The organism is Tsukamurella sp. II2bb (assembly GCF_057815145.1).
Map to the genome: position 1 here is coordinate 116,098 of NZ_JBYPZI010000006.1, position 22,026 is coordinate 138,123.

At 71.7% G+C, this 22,026-nt stretch carries 23 protein-coding genes; 14 read left to right on the forward strand and 9 right to left on the reverse strand.

Annotated elements, in window-relative coordinates; all coding sequences use genetic code 11:
- Positions 1-71: 71 nt before the first annotated feature.
- The 3 genes from AC21LY_RS14855 to trhO form a co-directional block, all read right to left on the reverse strand.
- Complete coding sequence (locus AC21LY_RS14855; protein ID WP_489047283.1) at positions 72-1,484, reverse strand: N-acetylmuramoyl-L-alanine amidase family protein; 1,413 nt, start codon at positions 1,482-1,484, stop codon at positions 72-74.
- A 160-nt stretch (positions 1,485-1,644) separates the two neighbouring features.
- Positions 1,645-2,706 (reverse strand): CobW family GTP-binding protein, encoded by a 1,062-nt coding sequence (locus AC21LY_RS14860; RefSeq protein ID WP_489047284.1) that lies wholly within the window; start codon positions 2,704-2,706, stop codon positions 1,645-1,647.
- 20 nt (positions 2,707-2,726) lie between these two features.
- The gene (trhO, locus tag AC21LY_RS14865) at positions 2,727-3,575 is read right to left on the reverse strand and encodes an oxygen-dependent tRNA uridine(34) hydroxylase TrhO (RefSeq protein WP_489047285.1); all 849 of its coding nucleotides are present in this window, start codon (positions 3,573-3,575) and stop codon (positions 2,727-2,729) included.
- A gap of 96 nt (positions 3,576-3,671) precedes the next feature.
- On the opposite strand from trhO, the gene AC21LY_RS14870 reads away from it, so the two are divergent.
- From AC21LY_RS14870 to AC21LY_RS14890, 5 genes are all read left to right on the forward strand, one after another.
- The gene (locus AC21LY_RS14870) at positions 3,672-4,700 is read left to right on the forward strand and encodes an ABC transporter substrate-binding protein (protein WP_489047286.1); all 1,029 of its coding nucleotides are present in this window, start codon (positions 3,672-3,674) and stop codon (positions 4,698-4,700) included.
- A 9-nt stretch (positions 4,701-4,709) separates the two neighbouring features.
- Positions 4,710-5,600, forward strand: a complete 891-nt coding sequence (locus AC21LY_RS14875) for an ABC transporter permease (protein WP_489047287.1) — start codon at positions 4,710-4,712, stop codon at positions 5,598-5,600.
- Positions 5,576-6,352 carry an ABC transporter ATP-binding protein gene (locus AC21LY_RS14880; RefSeq protein WP_489047288.1) on the forward strand — a complete coding sequence of 259 codons (777 nt, stop codon included), beginning with the start codon at positions 5,576-5,578 and terminating at the stop codon, positions 6,350-6,352. Before AC21LY_RS14875 ends, AC21LY_RS14880 begins: the two co-directional genes overlap by 25 nt.
- Positions 6,349-8,670, forward strand: a complete 2,322-nt coding sequence (locus AC21LY_RS14885; protein WP_489047289.1) for an arylsulfatase — start codon at positions 6,349-6,351, stop codon at positions 8,668-8,670. Before AC21LY_RS14880 ends, AC21LY_RS14885 begins: the two co-directional genes overlap by 4 nt.
- Positions 8,671-8,764: 94 nt before the next feature.
- Positions 8,765-9,685 carry a TauD/TfdA dioxygenase family protein gene (locus tag AC21LY_RS14890; RefSeq protein WP_489047290.1) on the forward strand — a complete coding sequence of 307 codons (921 nt, stop codon included), beginning with the start codon at positions 8,765-8,767 and terminating at the stop codon, positions 9,683-9,685.
- On the opposite strand, the gene AC21LY_RS14895 is transcribed toward AC21LY_RS14890, so the two are convergent.
- From AC21LY_RS14895 to AC21LY_RS14905, 3 genes are all read right to left on the reverse strand, one after another.
- Positions 9,649-10,935: an esterase/lipase family protein gene (locus AC21LY_RS14895; protein ID WP_489047291.1), complete on the reverse strand. Its 1,287-nt coding sequence runs from the start codon at positions 10,933-10,935 to the stop codon at positions 9,649-9,651. The genes AC21LY_RS14890 and AC21LY_RS14895 overlap by 37 nt on opposite strands.
- 49 nt (positions 10,936-10,984) lie before the next feature.
- A complete protein-coding gene (locus AC21LY_RS14900; RefSeq protein WP_489047292.1) occupies positions 10,985-12,289 on the reverse strand; it encodes a UDP-glucose dehydrogenase family protein in 1,305 nt (434 codons plus the stop codon).
- Positions 12,290-12,442: 153 nt separating this feature from the next.
- A complete protein-coding gene (locus AC21LY_RS14905) occupies positions 12,443-13,429 on the reverse strand; it encodes a hypothetical protein (protein ID WP_489047293.1) in 987 nt (328 codons plus the stop codon).
- Between the two features lie 77 nt (positions 13,430-13,506).
- On the opposite strand from AC21LY_RS14905, the gene AC21LY_RS14910 reads away from it, so the two are divergent.
- The 6 genes from AC21LY_RS14910 (at position 13,507) to AC21LY_RS14935 (ending at position 16,713) form a co-directional block, all read left to right on the forward strand.
- Positions 13,507-13,953 carry a helix-turn-helix domain-containing protein gene (locus tag AC21LY_RS14910; protein ID WP_489047295.1) on the forward strand — a complete coding sequence of 149 codons (447 nt, stop codon included), beginning with the start codon at positions 13,507-13,509 and terminating at the stop codon, positions 13,951-13,953.
- A 13-nt stretch (positions 13,954-13,966) separates the two neighbouring features.
- Complete coding sequence (locus AC21LY_RS14915) at positions 13,967-14,410, forward strand: VOC family protein (RefSeq protein WP_489047532.1); 444 nt, start codon at positions 13,967-13,969, stop codon at positions 14,408-14,410.
- Between the two features lie 67 nt (positions 14,411-14,477).
- A complete protein-coding gene (locus tag AC21LY_RS14920) occupies positions 14,478-14,801 on the forward strand; it encodes an ArsR/SmtB family transcription factor (RefSeq protein ID WP_489047296.1) in 324 nt (107 codons plus the stop codon).
- The gene (locus tag AC21LY_RS14925) at positions 14,802-15,221 is read left to right on the forward strand and encodes an SRPBCC family protein (RefSeq protein ID WP_489047297.1); all 420 of its coding nucleotides are present in this window, start codon (positions 14,802-14,804) and stop codon (positions 15,219-15,221) included.
- Entirely contained in the window at positions 15,218-15,907 is a 690-nt protein-coding gene (locus AC21LY_RS14930; RefSeq protein WP_489047298.1) for a GNAT family N-acetyltransferase, read from the forward strand. Before AC21LY_RS14925 ends, AC21LY_RS14930 begins: the two co-directional genes overlap by 4 nt.
- On the forward strand, positions 15,904-16,713 hold the full coding sequence (locus AC21LY_RS14935) for a polysaccharide deacetylase family protein (protein WP_489047299.1): 810 nt from the start codon (positions 15,904-15,906) through the stop codon (positions 16,711-16,713). The genes AC21LY_RS14930 and AC21LY_RS14935 overlap by 4 nt, the downstream gene beginning before the upstream one ends.
- A 6-nt stretch (positions 16,714-16,719) precedes the next feature.
- Here AC21LY_RS14935 and AC21LY_RS14940 read toward each other — a convergent pair whose 3' ends face one another.
- Complete coding sequence (locus AC21LY_RS14940) at positions 16,720-17,847, reverse strand: CopD family protein (RefSeq protein ID WP_489047300.1); 1,128 nt, start codon at positions 17,845-17,847, stop codon at positions 16,720-16,722.
- A 309-nt stretch (positions 17,848-18,156) separates the two neighbouring features.
- Between AC21LY_RS14940 and AC21LY_RS14945 the strand changes: the two genes are divergently transcribed.
- Entirely contained in the window at positions 18,157-19,356 is a 1,200-nt protein-coding gene (locus AC21LY_RS14945; protein WP_489047301.1) for an MFS transporter, read from the forward strand.
- Between the two features lie 4 nt (positions 19,357-19,360).
- Positions 19,361-19,780, forward strand: a complete 420-nt coding sequence (locus AC21LY_RS14950) for a DUF1622 domain-containing protein (protein WP_489047302.1) — start codon at positions 19,361-19,363, stop codon at positions 19,778-19,780.
- A 27-nt stretch (positions 19,781-19,807) separates the two neighbouring features.
- On the opposite strand, the gene AC21LY_RS14955 is transcribed toward AC21LY_RS14950, so the two are convergent.
- Entirely contained in the window at positions 19,808-20,632 is an 825-nt protein-coding gene (locus AC21LY_RS14955) for a sterol desaturase family protein (protein ID WP_489047303.1), read from the reverse strand.
- Between the two features lie 17 nt (positions 20,633-20,649).
- Positions 20,650-21,351 (reverse strand): FadR/GntR family transcriptional regulator, encoded by a 702-nt coding sequence (locus tag AC21LY_RS14960; protein ID WP_489047304.1) that lies wholly within the window; start codon positions 21,349-21,351, stop codon positions 20,650-20,652.
- Between the two features lie 97 nt (positions 21,352-21,448).
- Between AC21LY_RS14960 and AC21LY_RS14965 the strand changes: the two genes are divergently transcribed.
- The gene (locus AC21LY_RS14965) at positions 21,449-21,913 is read left to right on the forward strand and encodes an NUDIX hydrolase (RefSeq protein ID WP_489047305.1); all 465 of its coding nucleotides are present in this window, start codon (positions 21,449-21,451) and stop codon (positions 21,911-21,913) included.
- Positions 21,914-22,026: the final 113 nt, after the last annotated feature.

The following is a 22,026-nucleotide window of genomic DNA, read 5'->3' on the forward strand; positions in this document are numbered from 1 at the left end:
CCAGATCGGGCCGCGCTACCGCTTCCCGCCGGGGCGTGACGTCCCCGGCGGAAGTCGGTGCGGTGCGATTCCTACTTCGGCAGGAGCGCGCCGGCGCTCAGGATCGCCTTGAGGATCTCCTGGGCGGCGGCCGGGCCCTGCGCCGACTGCAGGGAGTTGAAGGCCTGCGGGCTCGAGATCAGCGTGTTGACGAGCTGCTGCCCCTGCGAGCTGGTGAGGAACTCGGCGGCCTTGGGCCCCATCTCGAACAGGCTGTTCACGCCCAGCGGCTGGGACTGGCCCGGGATCGAGATCGTCGGCAGCGCCGGCAGCGCCACCTGGCCGAGTCCGGGGATGTTCACCGAGGTGCCCTGCGCCGCCGGCGCCGACGGTGCCGTCAGCTGCGGCACCGAGGTGCCGGGGGTCGCGCCGCCCTGGAGCATCGGCACGCCGGCCACGATCGGGGACGTCCCGGTCCCGGTGGTCGGGCTCACCGGCGCCGCGGCGCCCGGCACGGCGGGGACGATCGGGGTCTGCGCGGGGGCCGTGGGCACCGCGGGAGCCGCCGGTGCTGCGGCCGCCGGAGCCGCCGGAGCGGCGGGGGCCGCAGGGGCGACGGGGGTCACCGGCACGGCCGGGTCGACCTGCGGCGCGATGGGCTGGGCCACGACGGGCCGCTCGACGACGCCGCCGGGCTTGACCTTGCCGGTCAGCTGCTGGATGACGCCGTTGGTGATCACCGATGCGTACTGGGTCTGCCCCTCGCGCGAGGTCAGCAGCGCCGCGTCGTCGGCGTTGGCGAGGTTGCCGAGGTTCGCGTAGACGAGCGGGATGTTCACCAGCGAGGCCAGGGCGTTCGTGGTCTTGGCGATGCCGTCCTGACCGCCGAGGTACTGGGCCGGCACGAACCCGCCCGCGCGAGTGGTGTCACGCAGCACGGTGGTCGCGGGATCGCTGACCGCCTGCTGCGCCGTGACCTTGGGATCGGTCGCGCCGGGCGCGGCGGTCTCGAGCAGGAAGCCGCGCTGAGCCGCCTCCTGGACCGCGCTGTTGATGCTCACGGCGAGATCCGCACCGGACTTGTTGGCCGCGGTGGCGCGCTGGTCGACGCAACCGCCGAAGCCGGCGTCGTCGGCGCGGGAGAGGAGGACCTTGGCGCCCTGGCTCTTGAGCGCCGCCTCGACCATCTTGGCCACGGCGAAGTTGATGGAGTGGTCGGGCGTGCCGTTCGAGGCGATCGCCACGGGGTTGACGCAGGGCACCTGGCCACCGCGACCATCGGCCACCTTACGGGCCTGCTCGACTGCCGACGCGACGGAGGAGCCGGGGTCGAGGAAGACGGTCTTGCCGGCCAGGGGCTGGGCCGGAGCGGCGGGTGCGGGGTCGGCGGACGCGAAACCGGGCGCACCGAAGAGCGCGACGGTCGCGGTCGCGAGCGAACCCGCGACGAGGGCGAGCCGGGGGCGCTCGGGGGCGAAGCCCCCGAGGGAACGGGTCTTCTTCATGGGCAGCTGGGCGCCGGGGAAGTGGCGCCGCTCTCCTTCCAAGTCTCTTGTGCAACTTTCGTCACATCAGTCACACGAGAAACAGTCAACCATCAATTGAGACTTTAGGAAAATTCCGGGGAGTGATCGTTACCGAACCGTTACCGCAGCCGGGCCGGAATCAGTCTTCGAGGATCGCCGAATCCGACTGCGCCGCAGCGGAGTAACGCAGTAGGGAGAGCACCGCCTGCGGGTCCGCCGGGGCGTCCGGCGCCGCCCGGCAACCCTCGACCCGTGCGCGGACGGCGGCCTCGTCGAGCCCGATCCCCAGGAAGACGAGGACGGACGCGGCCCCACCCCGGCGGCCCCGCTCGAGTGCCGTGCGGACGTGCCGCCCCACCGTGTGCACCTCCAGTCGCGTGCCGTCCGCGACGGTGACGAAGCCCTTCGCCCGGAAGACACCGGCGGGCGGGTCGGTGAGCAGCGCGGCGGTCGCCCGGGCGTCCAGGACATCGGTCTCGACGGTGACCGCGGTGTACTCGTCGTGCAGGTGCGCATGCCGGTGCTCGCCCGGCCCGCCGTGATCGCGATCGTGGTCGTGCTCGCGCAGCGCCTCGTCGAGCGTCAGCTGGCGCGGTGACTCGCGGCGCTCGGCGGCACGCCGCGCGAGCACTTCGCCGTCGATGAGCAGTTCGACGGGCACGACGGCGTCGACGGTCCCGACCACGGGCGCGGACGGCGCGAACCGGCGGACCAGCGCCCGCGCGGCCTCCGGATCAGCGGCCAGGTCGACCTTGTTGAGCACGACGAGGTCGGCGAGCGCCAGGTGGTGCCGCAGCGAGGGGTGCCGCTCCAGGGTGTCCGCGAGGTGCGCCGCGTCCGCCACGTAGACCAGGCCGCCGTAGTCGATGCGCGGGTCCTGCGCGAGGACCACGCGCCGCACCATCGCGGCGGGCTCGGCGAGCCCCGACGCCTCGACCACGACCAGATCGAGGCCGCGGGCGGCGAGCGAGCCGAGGACGTCCTCGAGCTCCTCGTCGTCGACGGTGCAGCACACGCACCCGTTGCTGAGCGAGACGGTGCGCACGGAGCCGCCGCCCGTGGCACCGGAGACGAGCATGGCGTCGATGTTGACCGCGCCGAAGTCGTTCACCACCACCCCGATCCGGGCGTCGCCGGCACCGGCGAGCAGGTGGTTGAGCAGCGTCGACTTGCCGGCCCCCAGATAGCCGGCGACCACCACGACTGGGACCGGACGCGACCTCACGAGGCCGTCGCCGGTGCGCAGTCGGGGCACAGCACCGCCAGCTCACGGTCCTGCGGCGGAGCGAGGTTCGCGACGTCGGACGTGGGGGTCCCGCACTGGGCGCACCGGCCGATCCGCTTCGCCGCGTCGGAGAAGTCGATGCGCATCCGGCGGTCGAAGACGTACATCGAGCCCTCCCAGAGCCCGCGGTCACCGAATCGCTCGCCGTAGCGGGCGATACCGCCGTCCAGCTGATAGACCTCGCCGAAGCCGCGGCGGCGCATCACCGCGCTGAGCACCTCGCAGCGCACTCCGCCGGTGCAGTAGGTGATCACGGGGCGGTCCTTGAGGTGGTCGTACTCCCCCGCCTCGAGCAGCTCGACGAAGTCCCGGGTCGTCTTCGCCGGGGTGACCACGGCGCCGGCGAACCGCCCGATCTCCGCCTCGATGGCGTTGCGCCCGTCGAAGAAGACGGCGTCGGGCTTCTCCGCGAGGAGCGCGTGCAGCTCGTCGGGCGTCACGTGCGTTCCCCCGCCGCGGATGCCGGCACCGTCGACCTCGATCTCGTCGGGGACGCCGAAGGTGACGATCTCGTCGCGCACCTTCACCGAGAGTTTGGGGAAGTCCTCGGCGGAACCGTCCGACCACTTGACATCGGCCCTCGCGAAGGCGGCGTACTCACGAGTGGCACGCACGTACCGCTTGACCGCGCGGATCTCCCCGCCGACGGTGACGTTGATCCCGTGCCGGGAGACGATGATCCGGCCGCGGAGGCCGTTCGCCTCACACAGCGCCCGCTGCCACAACCGGATCGCCTCCGGATCGGCCAGCGGGGCGAACACGTAGAACAGCACGATCTTGCCCATGACGCGGACCATTCTATCCGCACGCCGCGCCTTCCCTTGCGTTCAGCGTGCGTCCAAGGGTTCCGCCGGGCGGCCGCGACACGAACACTGCATCGCATGCCATTTCGCCTCCCCCGCCACGCCGCGGCGCTCGCCACCTCCCTGGTCGCGGTGCTCGCCGTCGCCGCGTGCACGCCGTCGACGGGGCCCGCGTACGACCCGTCGGCGCCGATTCCCGACCGGGTGCCCGCGGACACCGTCATCACCGTCGCCGATCAGCAGTCCATCCTCAAGACGATGCTCACCGCGTCCGGGGAGGCGGCGAAGCTGGGATTCACCGTGAAGTTCGCCGATTTCGCGGGCGGACCGGCGATCCTCGAGTCCTTCCGCGCCGACGCGACGCAGGTCGCGATCGTCGCCGACGTGCCGCCGATCCACGCGCAGATCGCCCGGTTCCCGAGCCCGATCATCAAGGCGTGGCAACTCGATCGCCCCGGCGTCTCGACCGTCGCGCGGCCCGGAGTGCCCCTGCGCACGCCCGCCGACCTGCGGGGCCGCAAGATCGGCTACGCCGAGGGCACGGCGCACCAGGCCATGGTGCTGCGCCTGCTGCGCGCGGCGGGGCTGTCCAAGCACGACGTCCAGCTGGTGCCGCTGCAGCTCACGGAGGTGGGCGAGGCGCTCGGCGCCGGCCAGATCGACATCGCCCCGCTCATGGAGCCGATCAACACGAAGTACCGACTCGCGCACCCCGATGCGCAGGCGCTCCCCGACGCCGTCTCCCAGGCGGCGCAGTCCGGGCTGATGTTCCTGTACTCGCCGCGCGCCGCACTGACCGATCCGGCCCGCGCGGCGGCGCTGAAGCGCCTCACGGCGGCGATCGACCGGGCCCGCGCCTGGGCGGACGCCGACAAGAACCGGTGGATCGCCACCTACTACGTGGGCGCGCTGAAGATCCCCGCGGCCGTCGGCCGCATCGCCTACGAGGGCCAGGGCACCTGGCACTCGGTATCGCTGGACCGCGCGCTCGTCGCGCGCCAGCAGGACACCATCGACACCCTCGCCGCCTTCGACGAGATCCCCGGCGGTCGCGTCTCGGCCGACGGCTCCGTCGACTTCCGCTTCGACACCCACTCCACGACGTAAGGGCCACCCGTGACCTCTCCCCCTATCGGCCGCCTCGGCAGCGGCCTCGCGCACGACTCCGCGCCGGAGCAACGGCCCGGCGCACTCGATCCCGACCACGAACTCCTGCCCCGCACGACCGCGCGCCGCGCCCTCGTCGACTCCCGCCCCATCGGCGCGTGGATCCTCGCCGGGCCCGTGCTCGTCGTCGCCCTGTGGGCCGCGGGCTCGGCGACCGGGATCATCCCGGACACCGTCCTGTCCGCCCCGTGGACGGTGGCGCAGACCGCGTGGAACCTGGCCGTCGACGGTTCCCTGTGGTCCAACATCTGGGCCTCCGCACAGCGCGCGATCGTCGGCGGCGTGCTGGGCGTGAGCCTGGCGGTCGTGCTGGCGCTGCTCTCCGGCCTCACCCGCCCCGGCGAGGCGCTCATCGACGGCACCGTGACCGTCTACCGGGCGATTCCCGCGCTGGCACTGCTCCCGTTGTTCATCGTCTGGTTCGGGATCGGCGAGGAGATGAAGATCGTCCTCATCACCCTCGCGGTGGCGACACCGGTCTACCTCAACACACATGCCGGGCTGCGCGGCATCGACCGCAAGTACGTCGAACTCGCCGAGACCGTCGGTCTGAGCCGCGCGAAGTTCGTGCGCCACATCGCGATCCCGGGCGCGCTGCCCGGATTCTTCACCGGCCTGCGCCTCGGCGCGACGGTGGCCTGGCTCGCCCTGGTCGTCGTGGAACAGGTCGGCGCGTCCGACGGCATCGGCTACCTGATGTACAAGGCGCGGCTGTACGGCCTCACCGATGTCATCGTCGTGGGCCTCGCCGTGTACGCACTCCTCGGTTTCAGCACCGACCTCCTCGTCCGCTACTCCGCACGAAAGGCCCTGTCATGGCAGAGCACCCTGGCCCACTGAGCACGCCGCCCGCGACCGACGAAGACCACGGTCCGGTGATCGAGGCGCGGAACCTGGTGCGCGGCTTCGACGGCCGCGCCGTGCTCCGCGGCGTCGACCTGACCATCCGGCGCGGCGAGTTCGTCGCGCTCCTCGGCCGGTCCGGCTCCGGCAAGTCGACGCTGCTGCGCGCCATCGCCGGCCTCGACGACGGCGTCCCCGGATCCGGTGTGCTCGAGGTCGATCCGCGGCGCGCCGTGGTCTTCCAGGACTCGCGGCTCCTGCCCTGGTCGCGTGTGCTCGACAACGTCATCCTCGGCCTGCCGGGACCCGACGCGAAGGAGGTCGGCCGCGCGCTGCTCGCGGAGGTCGGGCTCGAGGACCGGGAGAAGGCCTGGCCGCGCGAGCTCTCCGGTGGTCAGCAGCAGCGGGTCGCGCTGGCCCGCAGCCTGGTCCGCGAACCCGCGGTGCTGTTGGCCGACGAGCCCTTCGGCGCGCTCGACGCCCTGACCAAGCTGAAGATGCACGACCTCCTCCGGGCCCTCGTGGCGCGGCACCGGCCCGGTGTCCTGCTCATCACCCACGACGTCGACGAGGCGATCGCGCTCGCGGACCGGATCCTGGTGCTCGACCACGGCATCCTGTCGGTGGACGTCACCGTCGGCGACGGTGCCGGGCGCCGGCCCGGCGAGCCGGGCTTCGCCGAGCTGCGCGAGCGGCTGCTGGACGCCCTCGGCGTCGAGCAGGCTCCGGCGGTGACCGCGCCGGCATGACGACCATCCCCGATCACGCCCGCGGATACGACGACTTCACCGGGCGGATCGGCCGCTCCGAGGCCGAGTCGGAGCCCGCCTGGCCCACCGACGTACGCGCCCCGTCAGGCGCGCCGAACATCATCGTCGTCCTGGTCGACGACATGGGCTTCTCCGACATCGGCCCGTACGGTTCCGAGATCCCCACGCCGCACCTCGACGCGCTCGCCGCGCGCGGCGTGGTCTCGACCAATCACCATTCGACGCCGGTGTGCTCGCCCGCCCGCGCGGCGCTGCTCACCGGGCTCAACCCGCACCGCGCGGGTTACGGCTCCGTCGCCAACTCCGATCCGGGGTACCCGAACCTGCGCCTGAGCCTCGCCGACGACGTGCTCACCCTGCCGGAGATCCTCCGCGAATCCGGATACGCCACCTACGCCGTCGGCAAGTGGCACCTGGCGAAGGACTCGCGGCTCGGGCCGGACGCCGATCGCTCCTCCTGGCCCCTGCAACGCGGCTTCGACCACTACTACGGCTCGATGGAGGGCCTGAACTCCTTCTTCCACCCCAACCAGCTGGTGCGCGACAACACCGTCGACCCGGTCACCGAGTACCCCGAGGACTTCTACGTCACCGATGCGCTCACCGACACGGCGGTCTCGTGGATCAAGGACCTGCGCGCGCACGACGCGGACAAGCCCTTCTTCCTGTACTTCGCGCATATCGCGATGCACGGTCCGCTGCAGGTCAAGGACGCCGACCTGCCGCGCGGCGACCTCGACTACGCCCGCGGCTGGGATGCCGTGCGCGAGCAGCGGTTCGCCCGGCAGCAGGAACTCGGGCTGTTCGGTCCGGACGTGCGGCCCGCGGACCGCAACGGCGAGCCCGGCTACGACGTGCCGCCGTGGGACGAGCTCGATCCCGATCGGCGCCGCCGGTTCGCGCGGTACATGCAGGTCTACGCGGCGATGGTGCGCACCGTCGACGACAGCCTCGGCCGATTGCTGGACACCGTCGAGCAGCTGGGCGAGCTGGACAACACGATCGTCGTCTTCACCTCCGACAACGGCGGCACCGCCGAGGGCGGCCCCGAGGGCACCCGCAGCTACTTCGCCGAGTTCGTGAAGTTCGCCGACGGCATCGGCCCCGAGGGCTGGGAGGGCGACGTCGACCACCCGGAGGACCTCATCGGCACGGCGCGCCTCGGCGTGCACTACCCGCGCGGCTGGGGGCAGGTGTCCAACACGCCGTTCCGGTTCTACAAGGGCCAGACCTTCGCCGGCGGCGTGCGCGTGCCCTTCGTGCTGTCCTGGCCCGCGGGGCTGCCCGACGCCCGCGGCGTGCGCGAGCAGTACTCCTTCGTCACCGACGTCGCGCCGACGCTGCTGGACCTGGCCGGCGTGCCCACTCCCGCGTTCCGGCACGGCCGGCCCGCGCAGGAGCGGGACGGCCTCTCCCAGCGCGCCGCCTGGTCCGACGGTGCCGCCCCCTCCGCCCGGAGCCGCCAGTACACGGAGTTCCGCGGCCACCGCGGCTACTACCGCGACGGCTGGAAACTGCTCAGCCTGCAGACGCCGGGCGCCGATCCGCTGGCGCCCCGCTGGCAGCTCTTCGACAACCGGGCCGACCCCGCGGAGACGACGGACCTCGCGGAGCGACACCCCGAGCTGGTCGCCGAGCTGGCGGCGGAGTGGGAGCACGAGGCGTGGCGGAACACCGTCTTCCCCCTCGTGATCGACGGATCCACCCGCAACCCCGCGGAACAGCGGCTCTCCGCGCCGGTGCGGCTCCTCCCCGGAACTCCGGTGCTCGAACGCTACCGCTCGGCGAAGCTGGTCCAGTACCGCGACTTCCGGATCGACATCGACGTGGAGATCGGCGTCGGGACCAGCGGCGGCGACGAGGGCGTCCTGGTAGCGCACGGCGACCCGCTCGGCGGCTATCTGGTGTACGTCGAGAACGGCACGATCGTCCTGGGTTACAACGCCTACGGCCGCTACACCGAGGCGCGCACCGAGCGGGTCACGCCCGGCCGGCGCACCGTCACCCTCATCGCGACCGTTCGCCCGAACCTGCGGTGGGACTTGCGCATCGGCGTGGACGGGCACGAGCCGGCCACCCTCACCGACCGGGTCCAGCTCATCGGCATGGCCCCGTGGACCGGGATCTCCGTGGGCGTGGACGCCCGGGGGCCCGTCGCGTGGGAGCTGCGCGAGCGCCGCGGCACCTTTCCGTACTCCGGTGCGCTGCACTCGGTCACGTACACGCCGGGCCGTGTCGGCGTGCCGTCCGGCGACATCGACCGGCTGCAGCAGGAGGCCGAGGAGGAGGCGGACTGAGGGTTCCGCGCCCGCTGAACGCAACCCTGGCACCGTCGAAGCGGATCGGGTGAGCTGGAAGCACCACGCACGCTACGGATTTCCGGAGGATGGCATGACCGCTACGCTCGATCCCACCACGACCACCGCGCACGGGATCACCGTGACCACACTGAGTGAGCACATCGGCGCGGTCGTGCACGGCGTGCGACTCGGCGGCGACATCGACGACGCGACCGCGGAGACGATCCTCGACCTGCTCGCCGAGCACGAGGTGATCTTCTTCCGCGGCCAGCACCACCTGGACGACGCCGGCCAGCACGCCTTCGCCGCCCGGCTGGGCGTGCCCACCACCCCGCACCCGACGGTCCGCTCGGACTCGGACCTGCTGCCGATCGAGGGCGCGGCGAACAGCTGGCACACCGACGTCTCCTTCGTCGACCGCGTGCCCAAGGCGTCGATCCTGCGGCCCGTCGAGCTGCCGCCGCACGGTGGGAACACGACGTGGGCCTCGACCACACGCGCGTACGACAAGCTGCCCGCGCCGCTCAAGGCGCTCGCGGAGAACCTGCGTGCGATCCACACCAACGACTACGACTACGCCGGTCACAACGCCACCTACCAGCGCGCCGAGTACCACAAGGAGTTCATCCGGAACATCTTCGAATCCGAGCATCCGGTGGTGCGGGTGCACCCGGAGACGGGCCGGCGCTCACTGCTGCTGGGCCACTTCGTGAAGTCCTTCGCCGGCCTGAGCAGCCACGACTCGGCGCCGATCCTCGCGCTGCTGCAGCGGCGGATCGAGAACCCCGACAACACCGTCCGCTGGGCCTGGCAGCCGGGCGACGTGGCGATCTGGGACAACCGCTCCACGCAGCACTTCGGCATCAACGACTACGGCGACCACCGGCGACTGCTGCGTCGCGTCACACTGGCCGGCGATCTGCCCGTCGGCGTCGACGGCCGGGAGGGCGTGGCCCTGCGGGGCGACGCCTCGGACTACTCGCCCGTCACCCCCGCGCGCTCGCGCGGCTGATCCAGCCAGCCCAGGATCCGCTCGTAGACCGCGTCCGAGCGGAGCAGGGTGAAGTGATGGGCTCCGCCGAGGTGCATCCCCGCCTCGGCGGTGAAACCGATGCGGCGGGCGCGGTTCCGGCCCGCCGCACTCGGTCCGAGCACCAGCCCGTCGCCCACGATCCGGCCCACCGGGTTGCTCCCGCTGCGGGTCACGGTGGCGGCCACGAAGTAGTGCTCCGCACCGTCCAGGAGCGGCACCTCCGCTGCGACGGCGCGGCCGAGGGCGTCGGCGTCGCGGCCGCGCCAGTCCTCGTCGACGATCGATCCGCCCCGCAGGTCGCGGATCCCCGCGCTGCGCCGCCGCAGCAGCCGGCCGAAGGGCGCGGTCTCGGGGATCGCGGCCAGCGCCGCGCTGCCGTAGTGCGCGGCCTGCTCCAGCGGTGCGCCCAGGTGCGGGGTCCCCAGACTGACGGTGGCGGAAACCGCGGTGGGCCAGGCCATTGCGGCCTCGTCCGCCCGGTGCGCGGCGCTGCGCGCCACGAGGCCGCCCATGGAGTGCCCGATCAGCACGAGCTCCGTGACGAGCACGGGCCAGGCCGCGACGAGCCGCTCGAGCAGATCCGCCAGCTCGCGGCCGTTCTCGCTGATGTGGCGGCCGCTGTTGTACCGCACGTAGACGGGGGTGAAGCCCAGGTCGACCGCCAGCCGCACGCCGTAGTCCTCCGCATCGAGGCCGCCGACACCCCAGGCGTACTCGGTCTCGGTGAGCCCGTGCAGCAGCACCACGACGCGACCCGTCGCACCGTCGAAGACCTCGGCCGGATCCAGCCGGCCGGGCGGGACCGGGCCGTCGCCCAGGTGCACCACGGCACCGTCGACCCGGACGGTGACGGGGTCCGCGGCGAGCGGTGAGCCCTGCGCCTCGAGGTCGTCGCCGATGAGCCCGAGGACCGCGCCGATCAGCGTCGCCCCGCGCACCGTCTCCGACGGTGGCCGGTCCCCCGGCCAGTCCGCCCCCGCGGCCGCGACCCGGCCGACGGTGCGCGCCACGGTACTGATGGTGGCGTAGACGCCGTCGGTGATGCCGTCGTGCAGGGCGCGCACCGGGGCGACCACGGGACCGACCCCGAGGCGGACGTACCGGAACACCCGATCCGAGATGGCCCGGTGCACGCCGTGGACGCCGTCCGCCGTGCCCGCGATCTCGTTACAGCCCAGCTCAGCGAGAGCGCGCACCTCCAGTCGACGGCGATCGTGCACAGCGTTCATGAAGATTTAGTGTACGAGTGTGCACTCATTCCTGTCCAGCGAGCACGGATCAGGCGCTGTACTCCCAGCCCGCCGCGACCCAGTCCGCCGCCGGCATGCAGTTGCGCCCGTCCAGTAGGACGGGGTTGCGGACGACCGCGCCGACGACCGCCGGGTCGAGCTCGCGGAACTGCGTCCACTCGGTGAGCACCAGCACCACATCGGCGCCCTCGCACGCCTCGAGTGCGGTGGTGGCGTAGTCGAGGGTGGGGAAGACGCGCCGCGAGTTGTCCATGGCCTCGGGGTCGTAGACCGAGACGGCCGCGCCCTGCAGCTGGATCTGGCCGGCGATGTTGAGCGCCGGCGAGTCGCGCACATCGTCCGAGTCCGGCTTGAAGGCGGCGCCGAGAACCGCGACCTTGGCGCCGAGCAGCGTTCCGCCGCAGGCCTCCCGGGCCAGGTCGACCATGCGGGTGCGCCGGCTCATGTTGATCGCGTCGACCTCGCGGAGCAGGCCGTGCATGTGGCCCGCGCCGAGCTCGCCGGAGCGGGCCATGAACGCGCGGATGTCCTTGGGCAGGCAGCCGCCGCCGAAGCCGATGCCCGCCCCGAGGAACTTCCGACCGATCCGGGAGTCCACGCCGATCGCGTCCGCGAGAGCCACGACGTCGGCGCCCGCGGCCTCGCAGACCTCGGCGACCGCGTTGATGAACGAGATCTTGGTGGCCAGAAAGGCGTTCGCGGAGATCTTCACCAACTCGGCGGTGGCGGTGTCGGTCACGAAGAACGGGATGTCACGCGCGAGGATGCCCGCGTAGACCTCGCGGGCGACCTCCTCGGCGCGACCGCCGGGCTCGACGCCGAGCACGAGGCGGTCCGGCTCCAGCGTGTCCTTGACCGCGTGGCCCTCGCGGAGGAACTCCGGGTTCCAGGCGAATTCGACACTCACGCCCGCCGGGACCAGCCGGGCCGCGCGGGCCCGCAACAGGTCGGTGGTGCCGACGGGGACCGTCGACTTGCCCAGGATCACGGCGTCGCGGCGCAGATGCGGCACGAGCGAATCGACCACCGAGTTCACGTACGTCATATCGGCCGCGAACTCGCCCTTGCGCTGCGGCGTGCCGACCGCGATGAAGTGCACGTCGCCGAAGGCGCCCGCCTCCTCGTAGGAGTCGGTGAAGCGCAGCCGGCCGGCTTCGATGTTGCGCTTGAGCACGGCGGGCAGGCCCGGCTCGTGGAAGGGCACCTTGCCCTCCGAGAGCGCGGCGATCTTGCTGAGGTCGACGTCCACACCGAGCACCTCGTGGCCCAGCTCCGCCATGCACGCCGCATGGGTGGCCCCCAAGTACCCCGTACCCAGCACTGTGATCTTCATGCGCCGAAGGTAAGCGCGCAGCGGACCGGCACGGAAGGGCACCGAGCCGGTGTTCGGCAAGGGTTACACGAGGATTCACACGTCGGTGAACGGCGGCACCGTCGAGTTCGCCGGGCGTTCGCCCGGCCGTCCCCACCCGGTCACCCGGACGGCTCAGATCAGCTCGGGCCCGTCCGATGGTGCGCCGTCGGCACGGGTGACGGGGGCACCGTCGGACGCCCCGGCGCCGCGGCGGGGCTCCCGCCCCTCCCGCCCTTTGAGGATGCGCTTGGGCAGGCGGTTGACCAGCTCGCTCATCGGGTTGACCGCGGCCGTCATGAGCGCGACGGCCTCGTTGAGCTCGGCCACCACGTCGGGCAGCTGGGCGACGGCGTCCAGCGTGCCACCGGGCGCGATGGCGCGCTCGATCGCGCCCTCCTGGCCGAGCAGCTGGTCGACGATGCCGCCGTCCGCGATCGCCCGGTCGATCACCCCGTCCGGCTCGGTGAGCTTGTCGATGAGGCCGCCCTGGCCCGTGAGCTTCTCGAGCACGCCGTCGTCGGCGGCGAGCTTGTCGAGGATTCCGCCCTTCTCCGTCAACTTGTCCAGCACGCCGTCCTTGGACATGAGCTTCTCCAGCACACCGTCGGGCGCGGTGAGCTTGTCGATGACGCCGCCCTCGGAGGTCAGACGCTCGAGGACCCCCTCCGAGTCGGTGATCTGATCGACGACGCCGCCGGGGCGCGTGAGACGGTCGAGTGGGCCGCCCTCGCTGGTCAGCCGAGTGATCGGGCTGTCGTCCTTGGTGACCTGGTCGAGCAGGCCGCCGGACCCCGTGAGCTTCTCCAGCATGCCGCCGGGCTCGGTGAGCCGGTCGACCACGCCGCCGGGCTTGAGCACGCGGTCCAGGGGGCCGCCGCGGGACAGGATGATCCCGATGGGGCGATCGGGCTCGAGCAGGAGGGCGAGGCGCTGCAGCAACTGCATCGGGGTGGCCGCGGACATCCCCGCCTCGACGTGCAGGGCGTTGCTCACTTCCGCGTCCACGTTCTGCACGGCGAACCGGGTGACGGCCACGCCGCCCTCGATCGCCGACATCGCGGCATCGGCGGTCGAGAAGACGACGCGCAGCGGAGTGGTGACGATGCCCTTGAGGTCCATAGCCGCCCATCGTAGGCGGCACAGTGAGAGGATCAGCGGCGAATTCCCTCATTGACGTGAGAGCGGAGGCGATCCCGGTGACCGTGCGCGCGTCCGACGACCTCCTGCCCCACCTGCGCCGTGCACGGGATCACGCGGACCGCAACTACTCCGAGCCGCTCGATCTCGCCGCTCTCGCGGCGATCTCGGGTATCAGCAAGTACCACTTCCAGCGCTTGTTCGCGGCGACCTACGGCCTTTCACCGGCCGAGCACCTGTCCCGCCGGCGCATCGAACGCGCGCAGGACCTGCTCCGGGCGACGAATCTCACGGTGACCGAGATCTGTACCGCGGTGGGGTTCGCCAGCCTCGGATCGTTCAGCAGCAGGTTCCGCGAGCTGGTCGGCGAATCGCCCACCGAGTTCCGTTCGCGGTGGTCCGACGGCGCCCCGCGGATCCCGAGTTGCTACGTCTTCATGGCCGGGCTCGCGGAGCGGCACGGCTCCGCAAGCGAGGAGAAGCCGGGCGCGCCCGGCGGCTCCTAGGCTCGTCGGCATGATCATCAAGAACATCTCGCTCGTGTCCGTGTGGGTCAAGGACCTCGACGAATCTCTGCGCTTCTACACCGAGATCCTCGGCTTCGCTCCCAAGGACGACATCACCATGGGGCCCGACTTCCGGTGGGTCACCGTCTGCCACCCGGCGCAGCCCGAACTGCAGGTCCACCTGACCACCCCGTCGAAGCCCCTCTCCGACGATCTCATCGCGGCGATGCAGCGGGCCCAGGCCGACGGTGGCCTGCCCGGCCTCGGGCTCGCCGTCGACGACTGCCGCGCGACGTACGAGGCCCTGTCCGCTAAGGGCGTCGAGTTCATCCAGCCGCCCGAGGAGCGCCCGTACGGCGTGGAGGCGCTGATGCGCGACAACTCGGGCAACTGGATGGTGCTCGTCGAGGCTCGGGAGTACACCCCGGAGGACTTCGAGGGCGCCTCCTTCGAGTGAGTGCGGACATCGAGGACATGTCGGAGATCATTGACATGTCGGGTATCTCCGACGTAACCTCGGCGGCGTGACCACCGAGACGGAGAACGTCGACCGCGTCTTCCTCGCGCTCGCCAATCCCGTCCGCCGGGAACTGCTCCGGATCCTCGCCGACGGCCCCCTGGCCGCGGGCGAGCTGAGCGAGAGATTCACGCTGAGCCGGCCCGCCGTCGCGGAGCACCTCAAGGTGCTCCGCGATGCGGGCCTGGTGACCGACTCCCCCGAGGGGCGCCGCCGGATCTACCGGTTGACGGCCGAACCGCTGGAGCAGCTCGGCGAGTGGTTGCACCCGTTCGAGAAGTTCTGGCGTGCACGACTGTCCGCGCTCGCCGAGGTCGCAGAGGAGTTGTGAATGGCCACCATCACGCTGGATCAGTTCGTCGCCGCCGCACCCGCCACCGTCTGGCGCGCCCTGACCGAACCGGATCTGGTGCGCCGCTGGTGGGCGGACGGCGACATCGCCGCGGAGATCGGGCACGAGTTCACGCTGGACATGCCCGGTTTCGGGGCACAGCCCTGCCGGGTGCTGGAGTCGGTGGCACCGGAGCGCTTCGTCTACACCTTCACCACCGAGTGGACGCTCACCTGGACACTGCGCCCCGAAGGACGCGGCACCCGCGTTCTGCTCGAGCACAGCGGTTTCGACCTGGACGACAAGCGGATGGCCGCGGCGTTCGAGCGGATGGGCCCGGGCTGGCGCGATCAGGTCCTCCCCCGTCTGGCCGCGGTCGCCACCGACGTACAACCGTCGTCTGGGATGATCGGCGGGTGACCGAGAACAGCGTCCTGCTCGATCCCGTGAACGCCGCCCTCTCCGGGCCGCACGCGGGATTCCGCACGACGAGCGGCAGGATCCAGCGGTACCGGTCCGACGTCTCGGTCTTCTTCGGCCATCCGCGCGAGCTCACCGCCGAGGACTACGCCGATGCCGCTCGGCTCGCCGGGGCGGACGGGACCGTCCTCCTCCGCGACCGCGCGACTCCGCTGCCCTCCGGATGGACCGTGGTCGAGACGATCGGCCTCGTCCAGTACGACGGCAGCGCCGTTGAGACGGCTCCCGACCCGGAGGCCGTGCGCCTGACCGACGCCGACGTCCCGGAGATGGCGGCGCTCGTCGAACGCACGAAGCCCGGCCCGTTCCTGCCGAAGACGATCCGCCTGGGGACCTACCTCGGCGTCCGGGACTCCGACGGTTCCCTGATCGCCATGGCCGGCGAGCGCATGCACCCGCCGGGATGGACCGAGATCAGCGCCGTCTGCACGGCGCCCGAAGCCCGGGGCCGCGGCCTGGCCTCCCGATTGATCCGCGCTGTGGCGCAGGGCATCCGCGACCGCGGCGAGATCCCCTTCCTCCACACCTCCGACGACAACCCGGCGCAGAAGCTGTACGACGCGATGGGATTCCGCCACACCGGCACGGTGCCGCTCGAGGTGGTGCGGGTCGGGGACGCGCGGTGACCGGCTCCCGGATCGAGCGCCGCGCTCTGCTCGCCCTCCTGGCCGCGGGCACCGTCGGCGCACTGACCGGCTGCACGCCGGAGGCGACCGTCCGCGCGGGCGCCGGCGGGAGTCCGAGCGCTCCGCCACCGGCGCCGTCGAAGCCCTTCGGACCGCCGCCGCCGGACACTGTCCGCACACCGATCCCGGCGGCGCCGATCACCCGGCTCCCGGGGCAGGGCCGTCACCTCGCACTGACCATCGACGACGGCGCGAACGCCGACGTCGTGGGCGCGTACACGCGGTTCGCCCAGGACACCGGCGCGCGCCTGACCTTCTTCGTGACCGGGAGCTTCGCCGGCTGGACGACGCATCGGGACGCACTGCGGCCGCTGGTCGACTCCGGCCAGGTGCAGTTGGCCAATCACACCTGGACCCACCCCTCGCTGGTCGCCCTCGGCCCGCAGGGCGTGGCGCGGGAACTCCAGCACACCAAGGACTTCCTCCGGCAGAACTTCGGGGTCGACGGGACGCCCTTCTACCGGCCGCCCTTCGGCTACCACAACGCCCACGTCGATGCGGTGGCCGCCGATCTCGGTTACCCGGTCCCCACGCTGTGGGACGGTTCGCTGTCCGACTCCGGGCTGATCACCGAGAAGTACCTGCTCGAGTGCGCCCGGAAGTACTTCCGCGAGCAGGCGATCGTGATCGGGCACGCGAACCACGAACCCGTCACCCACGTCTACGGACAGCTCACGGAGATCATCCGCTCCCGCAACCTGCAGCTGGTGACGCTGAGCGACGTCCTGCAGCCGCCGATCCGGTAGGCGCGGTCAGGCCGCGACCGCCCGGCTCCCTCCGGCCCGTACCGCGGCCGCGCAGGCGCCGATCAACAGGGCCACGACGAGCGCGCCGATGCCGAAGGCCTCCCAGTCGAACGGGCCGGCGACGGCACCGTCGGCCTGCTTGCGCGCCGACCCGGACAGGAACGGAACGATGAACAGGACGCCCACCCCCGCGACCGCTTCGGCCAGGACGACCTTCGGGAAGTGGTGCAGCGCGAGGCGGATCACGGTGCTCTCGTCACCCGCGAGACGCGCCCGCCGGACGGCGGGGATCAGCACCCGCACGTTGTAGACGCCCGCGGCGACCATGGCAGCCACCAGGATCAGCTTGAGCAACAGGTATCGCCCGTAGGGCGTGGTGGCGAACTGCGCGAACGAACCGACGTGCACCCAGGTGAGCCAGAGGCCGCTCACGCCCACCGCGATCACCGCGCCCATGGCCCACGCACTGAACCGCACCCACATGCGTCCGAAGGCGTTCGCGCCGTCGATGCCGGAGCGCCGCGCGCGCAGCCCGGCTGCCGCGAGCACGAGAACACCGCCGAGCCAGATCACGCAGGCCAGGATGTGCGCGAGTTTGAGCACCCGGTTGGCCGCGGCGTCCATGCCCACGACGGTCGTGGTCAGGCTGGGCGCCGACGCCGCGAGAACGACGACGGCGAAGCCGACGGCGGCGCCCGCCGCCATGGTCCGCCCGCGCGCCCGGCCGACGACGAGGACGAGGATCGCGGCGACGGCGAACAGCCCGAGCTGGACCGTGGCCATCGCGGACGCCGAGATCCAGGCGCCCTTGTCCTTCGGGAGGTCGAGATAGGCGCCGAACCGGCTCGGCGAGAGCGACTCGGCGAAGCCGAGACCCAGCTTGCCGCGCGCGATGCGCCCCGCGTACTGACCGTATCCGGCGATCACCGTGAACGCCGCGATCGCCGGCGCGAGGCTCCGCAGGCTGCGCTCCGCCGCCCCACCCCGCGCACCCGCGGGCAGCAGGAAGGCCAGCGCCAGGAAGAACCCGACGGTCAGCGAGAGCGCGCCGAAGTAGCCCACCTGCGTGAGGATGCGCCACAACGGTGGGGCGGCCGGAGCGGACGCCGCTACAAAGAAGGTAAGGCTCGTCATAGTTGAGTGAGACTAGCCTTACCGACGCCGCGTGACCAATCGGACAAAACCCCCCTTCACCTGGGGCTTTGCCGACGTAGATACGACGATCGATGCGCGACGGGCAGCGACGGCGCCGAATAATTGATAGGATGTTTCGGCTGCGGCCGAGCCGCAGCCGAAGAACCGTGTATCTACCTGGCACGTCCCCCGGGCTCCCAAGGCGGCACGTCGAGCGATGCGGCGCCGGCCGCGGAAAGGCCCCTCACGGTGACCGCCACCATGTGCCACGAAACATCCCCACGGGCGACCGGATCCGCGGGTCCGTCGATGCTCTCCGTCGCGGGGCCCTCCTACTTCCCGATCGCGCTGGTGGCTCGGCTGCCGTTCGCGATGATGGTGGTCGGCGCCCTCACCCTGGTCGTGGCCGGGCGCGATTCGCTGGCCTTCGGCGGGCTCAGTTCGGCGATGGTCGGGATCGGTTCCGCCGCAGTCGGTCCGCTGGTCGGCGCCGCCGCCGATCGGTACGGGCAACGCCGCGCGGTACTCGCCGCCGGGATCACGAACAGTCTCGCCCTGCTCCTCATGGCGTGGGTCGTCTTCAGCCCACTGCCGGGCTGGACGGTCCTCGCCGCCGCGGCACTCGTGGGCGCGAGTGCACCGCAGGTGGGGCCGATGTCCCGCAGCCGCCTGGTCACCATGATCACCACGAAGCTGCCCGAGGGACGCCGCGGCCGGACCCTGCTGTCGACGATGGCCTACGAATCCGCCGCCGACGAGGTCATCTTCGTCTTCGGGCCGGTCATCGTCGGCCTGCTCGCGACCACGATGTCGCCCGCCGCCCCGATGGTCGGCGCGGCCGTCCTCACCGTGCTCTTCGTCTCGGCCTTCGCTCTGCACCCCAGCGGCCGCGCCACCGAGCAGCACGCCGACGGCACCGTCGCCCAGGCACCGGCACGCGAGCTCGCCGAACCCCTTCTCCTCACCGTGATCGCGGGCGTCTTCGGGATGGGCCTGTTCTTCGGTTCCACCCTCACCGGCCTCACCGCGTTCATGCGCGACGCGGGCAACGCCGAGTCCGCCGGGCTGTTCTACGGCGTCATGGGCGTCGGCTCGGCGGCGCTGGCCCTCGGCTCGGCGCTGTTGCCCGAGCGGTTCAGCATCGCCGCGCGGTGGGTGGGCTTCGCCACGGTACTGGTCCTGGGCGCGGTGCTCATCGCCACCGCGCCGTCGCTACCGCTGCTCGTGGCCGGCCTCGCCATCGCGGGCATCGGCGTGGGCCCCACCCTGGTCACCGAGTTCAGCCTGGGCGCCGAGCGGAGCCCGCTGGGCCGCTCCGCCACGGTGATGACCATGCTCGGCAGCGGGCTGATCCTCGGACAGTCCCTCGCGTCGGCGGTCAACGGCGCGCTCGCAGAGCGCTTCGGCACCGCGGTCGCGCAGTGCTCACCCCTCGTGGCGGCGCTGGTCGTGCTCGGCGCGGGGATCGCGAACGCCGTGCTCTCGCGCCGTTCCGCTGTGGCACGATGAGCGCGTGGAAGTCAAGCACATCTTCGAGATCGTCGGCGTCGGCTTCGAGTTCGCCGGCGTCGCCGCGCTGACCCTCGGCTTCGTCGTGGCCCTGGTCGCCGCCGGCATGGCATGGCGCCGCGCGGGGAGCTGGACATCGGGGTTGCGCACCCTGCGTGAGACTTTCAGCAGCGTGATCCTGCTCGGCCTGGAGATCCTGGTCGCGGCGGACCTGGTGCAGACGGTCAGTTCCGATCCGACCCTGACGGACGTCGCCGTGCTCGGCATCATCGTGCTCATCCGGACCGTACTGAGCTTCTCCCTGCAGGTCGAGATGGACGGGGTGGCACCCTGGCGCCGGGCGCTGGTCACCGGGCCGGAGATGCTCACACGCGCAGTGCAGAAGGCCGGTGCGAGCGCGGAGCCGGCGGGCGGACGGGCCTAGCGGAACGCGCACCGTCGCCGCCACCCGTCAGCGCGGCGACCAGCCCGGCCCCTTCGCCACGTGGCCCCAGCGGACCCGCCAGGAATCCGCCGCCCGCACGTCCCGCCAGATCGCCGCGTACTCGTGCGTCGCGACGCGGAGCGGGTTGTGGGTGTCGATGTTCTTGGTCAGGCCGAAGCGCACCCGCTGCCCCTCCGGCTCGAAGGTGCCGAACAGGCGGTCCCAGACGATGAGGATGCCGCCGTAGTTGCGGTCGAGGTACTCCGGATTGGAGCCGTGGTGCACGCGGTGGTGGGACGGTGTGTTCAGCACGAATTCGATGGGCCGCCAGAGCCGCCCGACCCGCTCGGTGTGGATGAAGAACTGGTACAGCAGGCTCACCGATTGCTGCAGGAGGATCATCCACGGCGGGATACCGATCAGCGCCAACGGGATCCAGTAGGGCAGGGCGGTGAACGGCGTCCACGTCTGCCGGAGCGCGGTCGACAGGTTGTAGAAGCGACTCGAATGGTGCACGACGTGGCTCGCCCAGAGCACCCGGACCGTGTGATGGGTGCGGTGGTACCAGTAGTAGGCCAGGTCGTCGGCCAGGAAGAGCAGCACCCAGGTGAGCGGGTTCGCCGCCGAGAGGTGCACCGGCGCCACGAGGTACGCCCCGGCCAGCGCGGCGAGCACCACGAGCTTCCAGCCCAGGTTGATGACCACGTTGCCGATGCCCATGGCGAGGCTGGTGCGCGAATCCCGCAGGTCGTAGCCGAGTTCGTCGTCGTCCGGCAGGAAGCGGAACGACAGGTACTCCAGGACGAGGCAGAGCACGAAGACGGGGATGGCGGCGCGGATGAGGTCGAACACGGTGGTACCCGGTCTTTCTAGAGATTCGTGAGTTGCTCGTCGAGGGCGGCGACGATGCCGTCCAACAGCGCGGACGTCCTCGCGTACGCGGCGGCGCCGTCACCGTCGGCGATGCACCGCGCGAGATCGACGTGCGCCTGCCCGTCCAACAGCTCACCGTCGAGCCCGAGCGCGCCGAAGGTCTGCTCCCCCACGCCGCGCATGCCGGCGAGGAGGGTGTTGAGCGCCAGGCGATAGGCGAGGTTGCCGGAGCCGTCGATGACGGCGGTCCAGAACGCGGCATCGGCGGCGTAGCCTCCGTCCGGATAGCCCTGGGCGAGTTCGACGATCGCCGACCTCTCCCCCGCTGTGGCACGTTCGGCGCACAGCCGGGCGGCGTCGGCGGCGACGGTGCGACGCATCTGCGTGACGTCCCGCAGGACGCGCAGGGGCGGCACGACCCCGGCGATGGCGACCGCGCTGAGCACGTCCAGTCCCGCGCTCTCGCGCCAGTCCAGCACCCGCGTCTTGCCGCCCTGCGCGATCTGCACCAGGCCCGCCTGGCGCGCGCCCTTGAGCGCTTCGCGGATCGCGTGCCGGTTCACCCCGAAGCGGTCCGCGAGGTCGCGCTCGCCCGGCAGCGGATCGCCGGGGGCGAGGCGGCCCGACAGGATCTCGTCGACGATGCGCGCGAGCACCTCGTCCGAGACCGCGGTCCTGGCGATGGGAGTGACGTCCATGGCGAGCAGCATGACAGCCCGCCCGCCTTCTGGTCAACTGGTTGGACCAGTTGTGTGACCGCCTCGGCTTTCGGCCGTTCGGCGCTACGCTGCGGACGTGACCACGACCAGCGCCGGGCTCCTCCTGTTCCGCATCGCCGACAGCGGGATCGAGGTGTTGATCGGACACATGGGCGGCCCGTTCTGGAGCCGTAAGGAGGCCCACGCCTGGTCCATTCCGAAGGGGATCCACACCACCGAGGAGCCTCTCGCCGCCGCGGAGCGCGAGTTCGCCGAGGAACTCGGCCGCCCCGCGCCACCCGGGCCGACGGTGCCGCTGGGCTCCGTCCGGCAGTCCGGCGGCAAGACGGTGTCGGTCTTCGCGCGGGAAGGCGATTTCGACGCCACGACGATCCGCTCCAACGAGTTCGAGCTGGAGTGGCCGCGCGGTTCCGGCCGGATGCAACGCTTCCCGGAGATCGACCGGGCGGGGTGGTTCAGTCTCGAGGAAGCGGCGGAGAAGCTGGTGAAAGCGCAATCCGTGTTCCTCGACCGGCTGCGAGAGCACCTGTCCGGAGCGTGACGCCGTACCCACGCGCGGCCGCTCGCGCTCGCGAGGTGCCGCGATCGGGGATGCGCCGGACGATGTTGTCGGTGCCGAACGCTATAAAGATTCGGACACGCTCGAACGGGGAG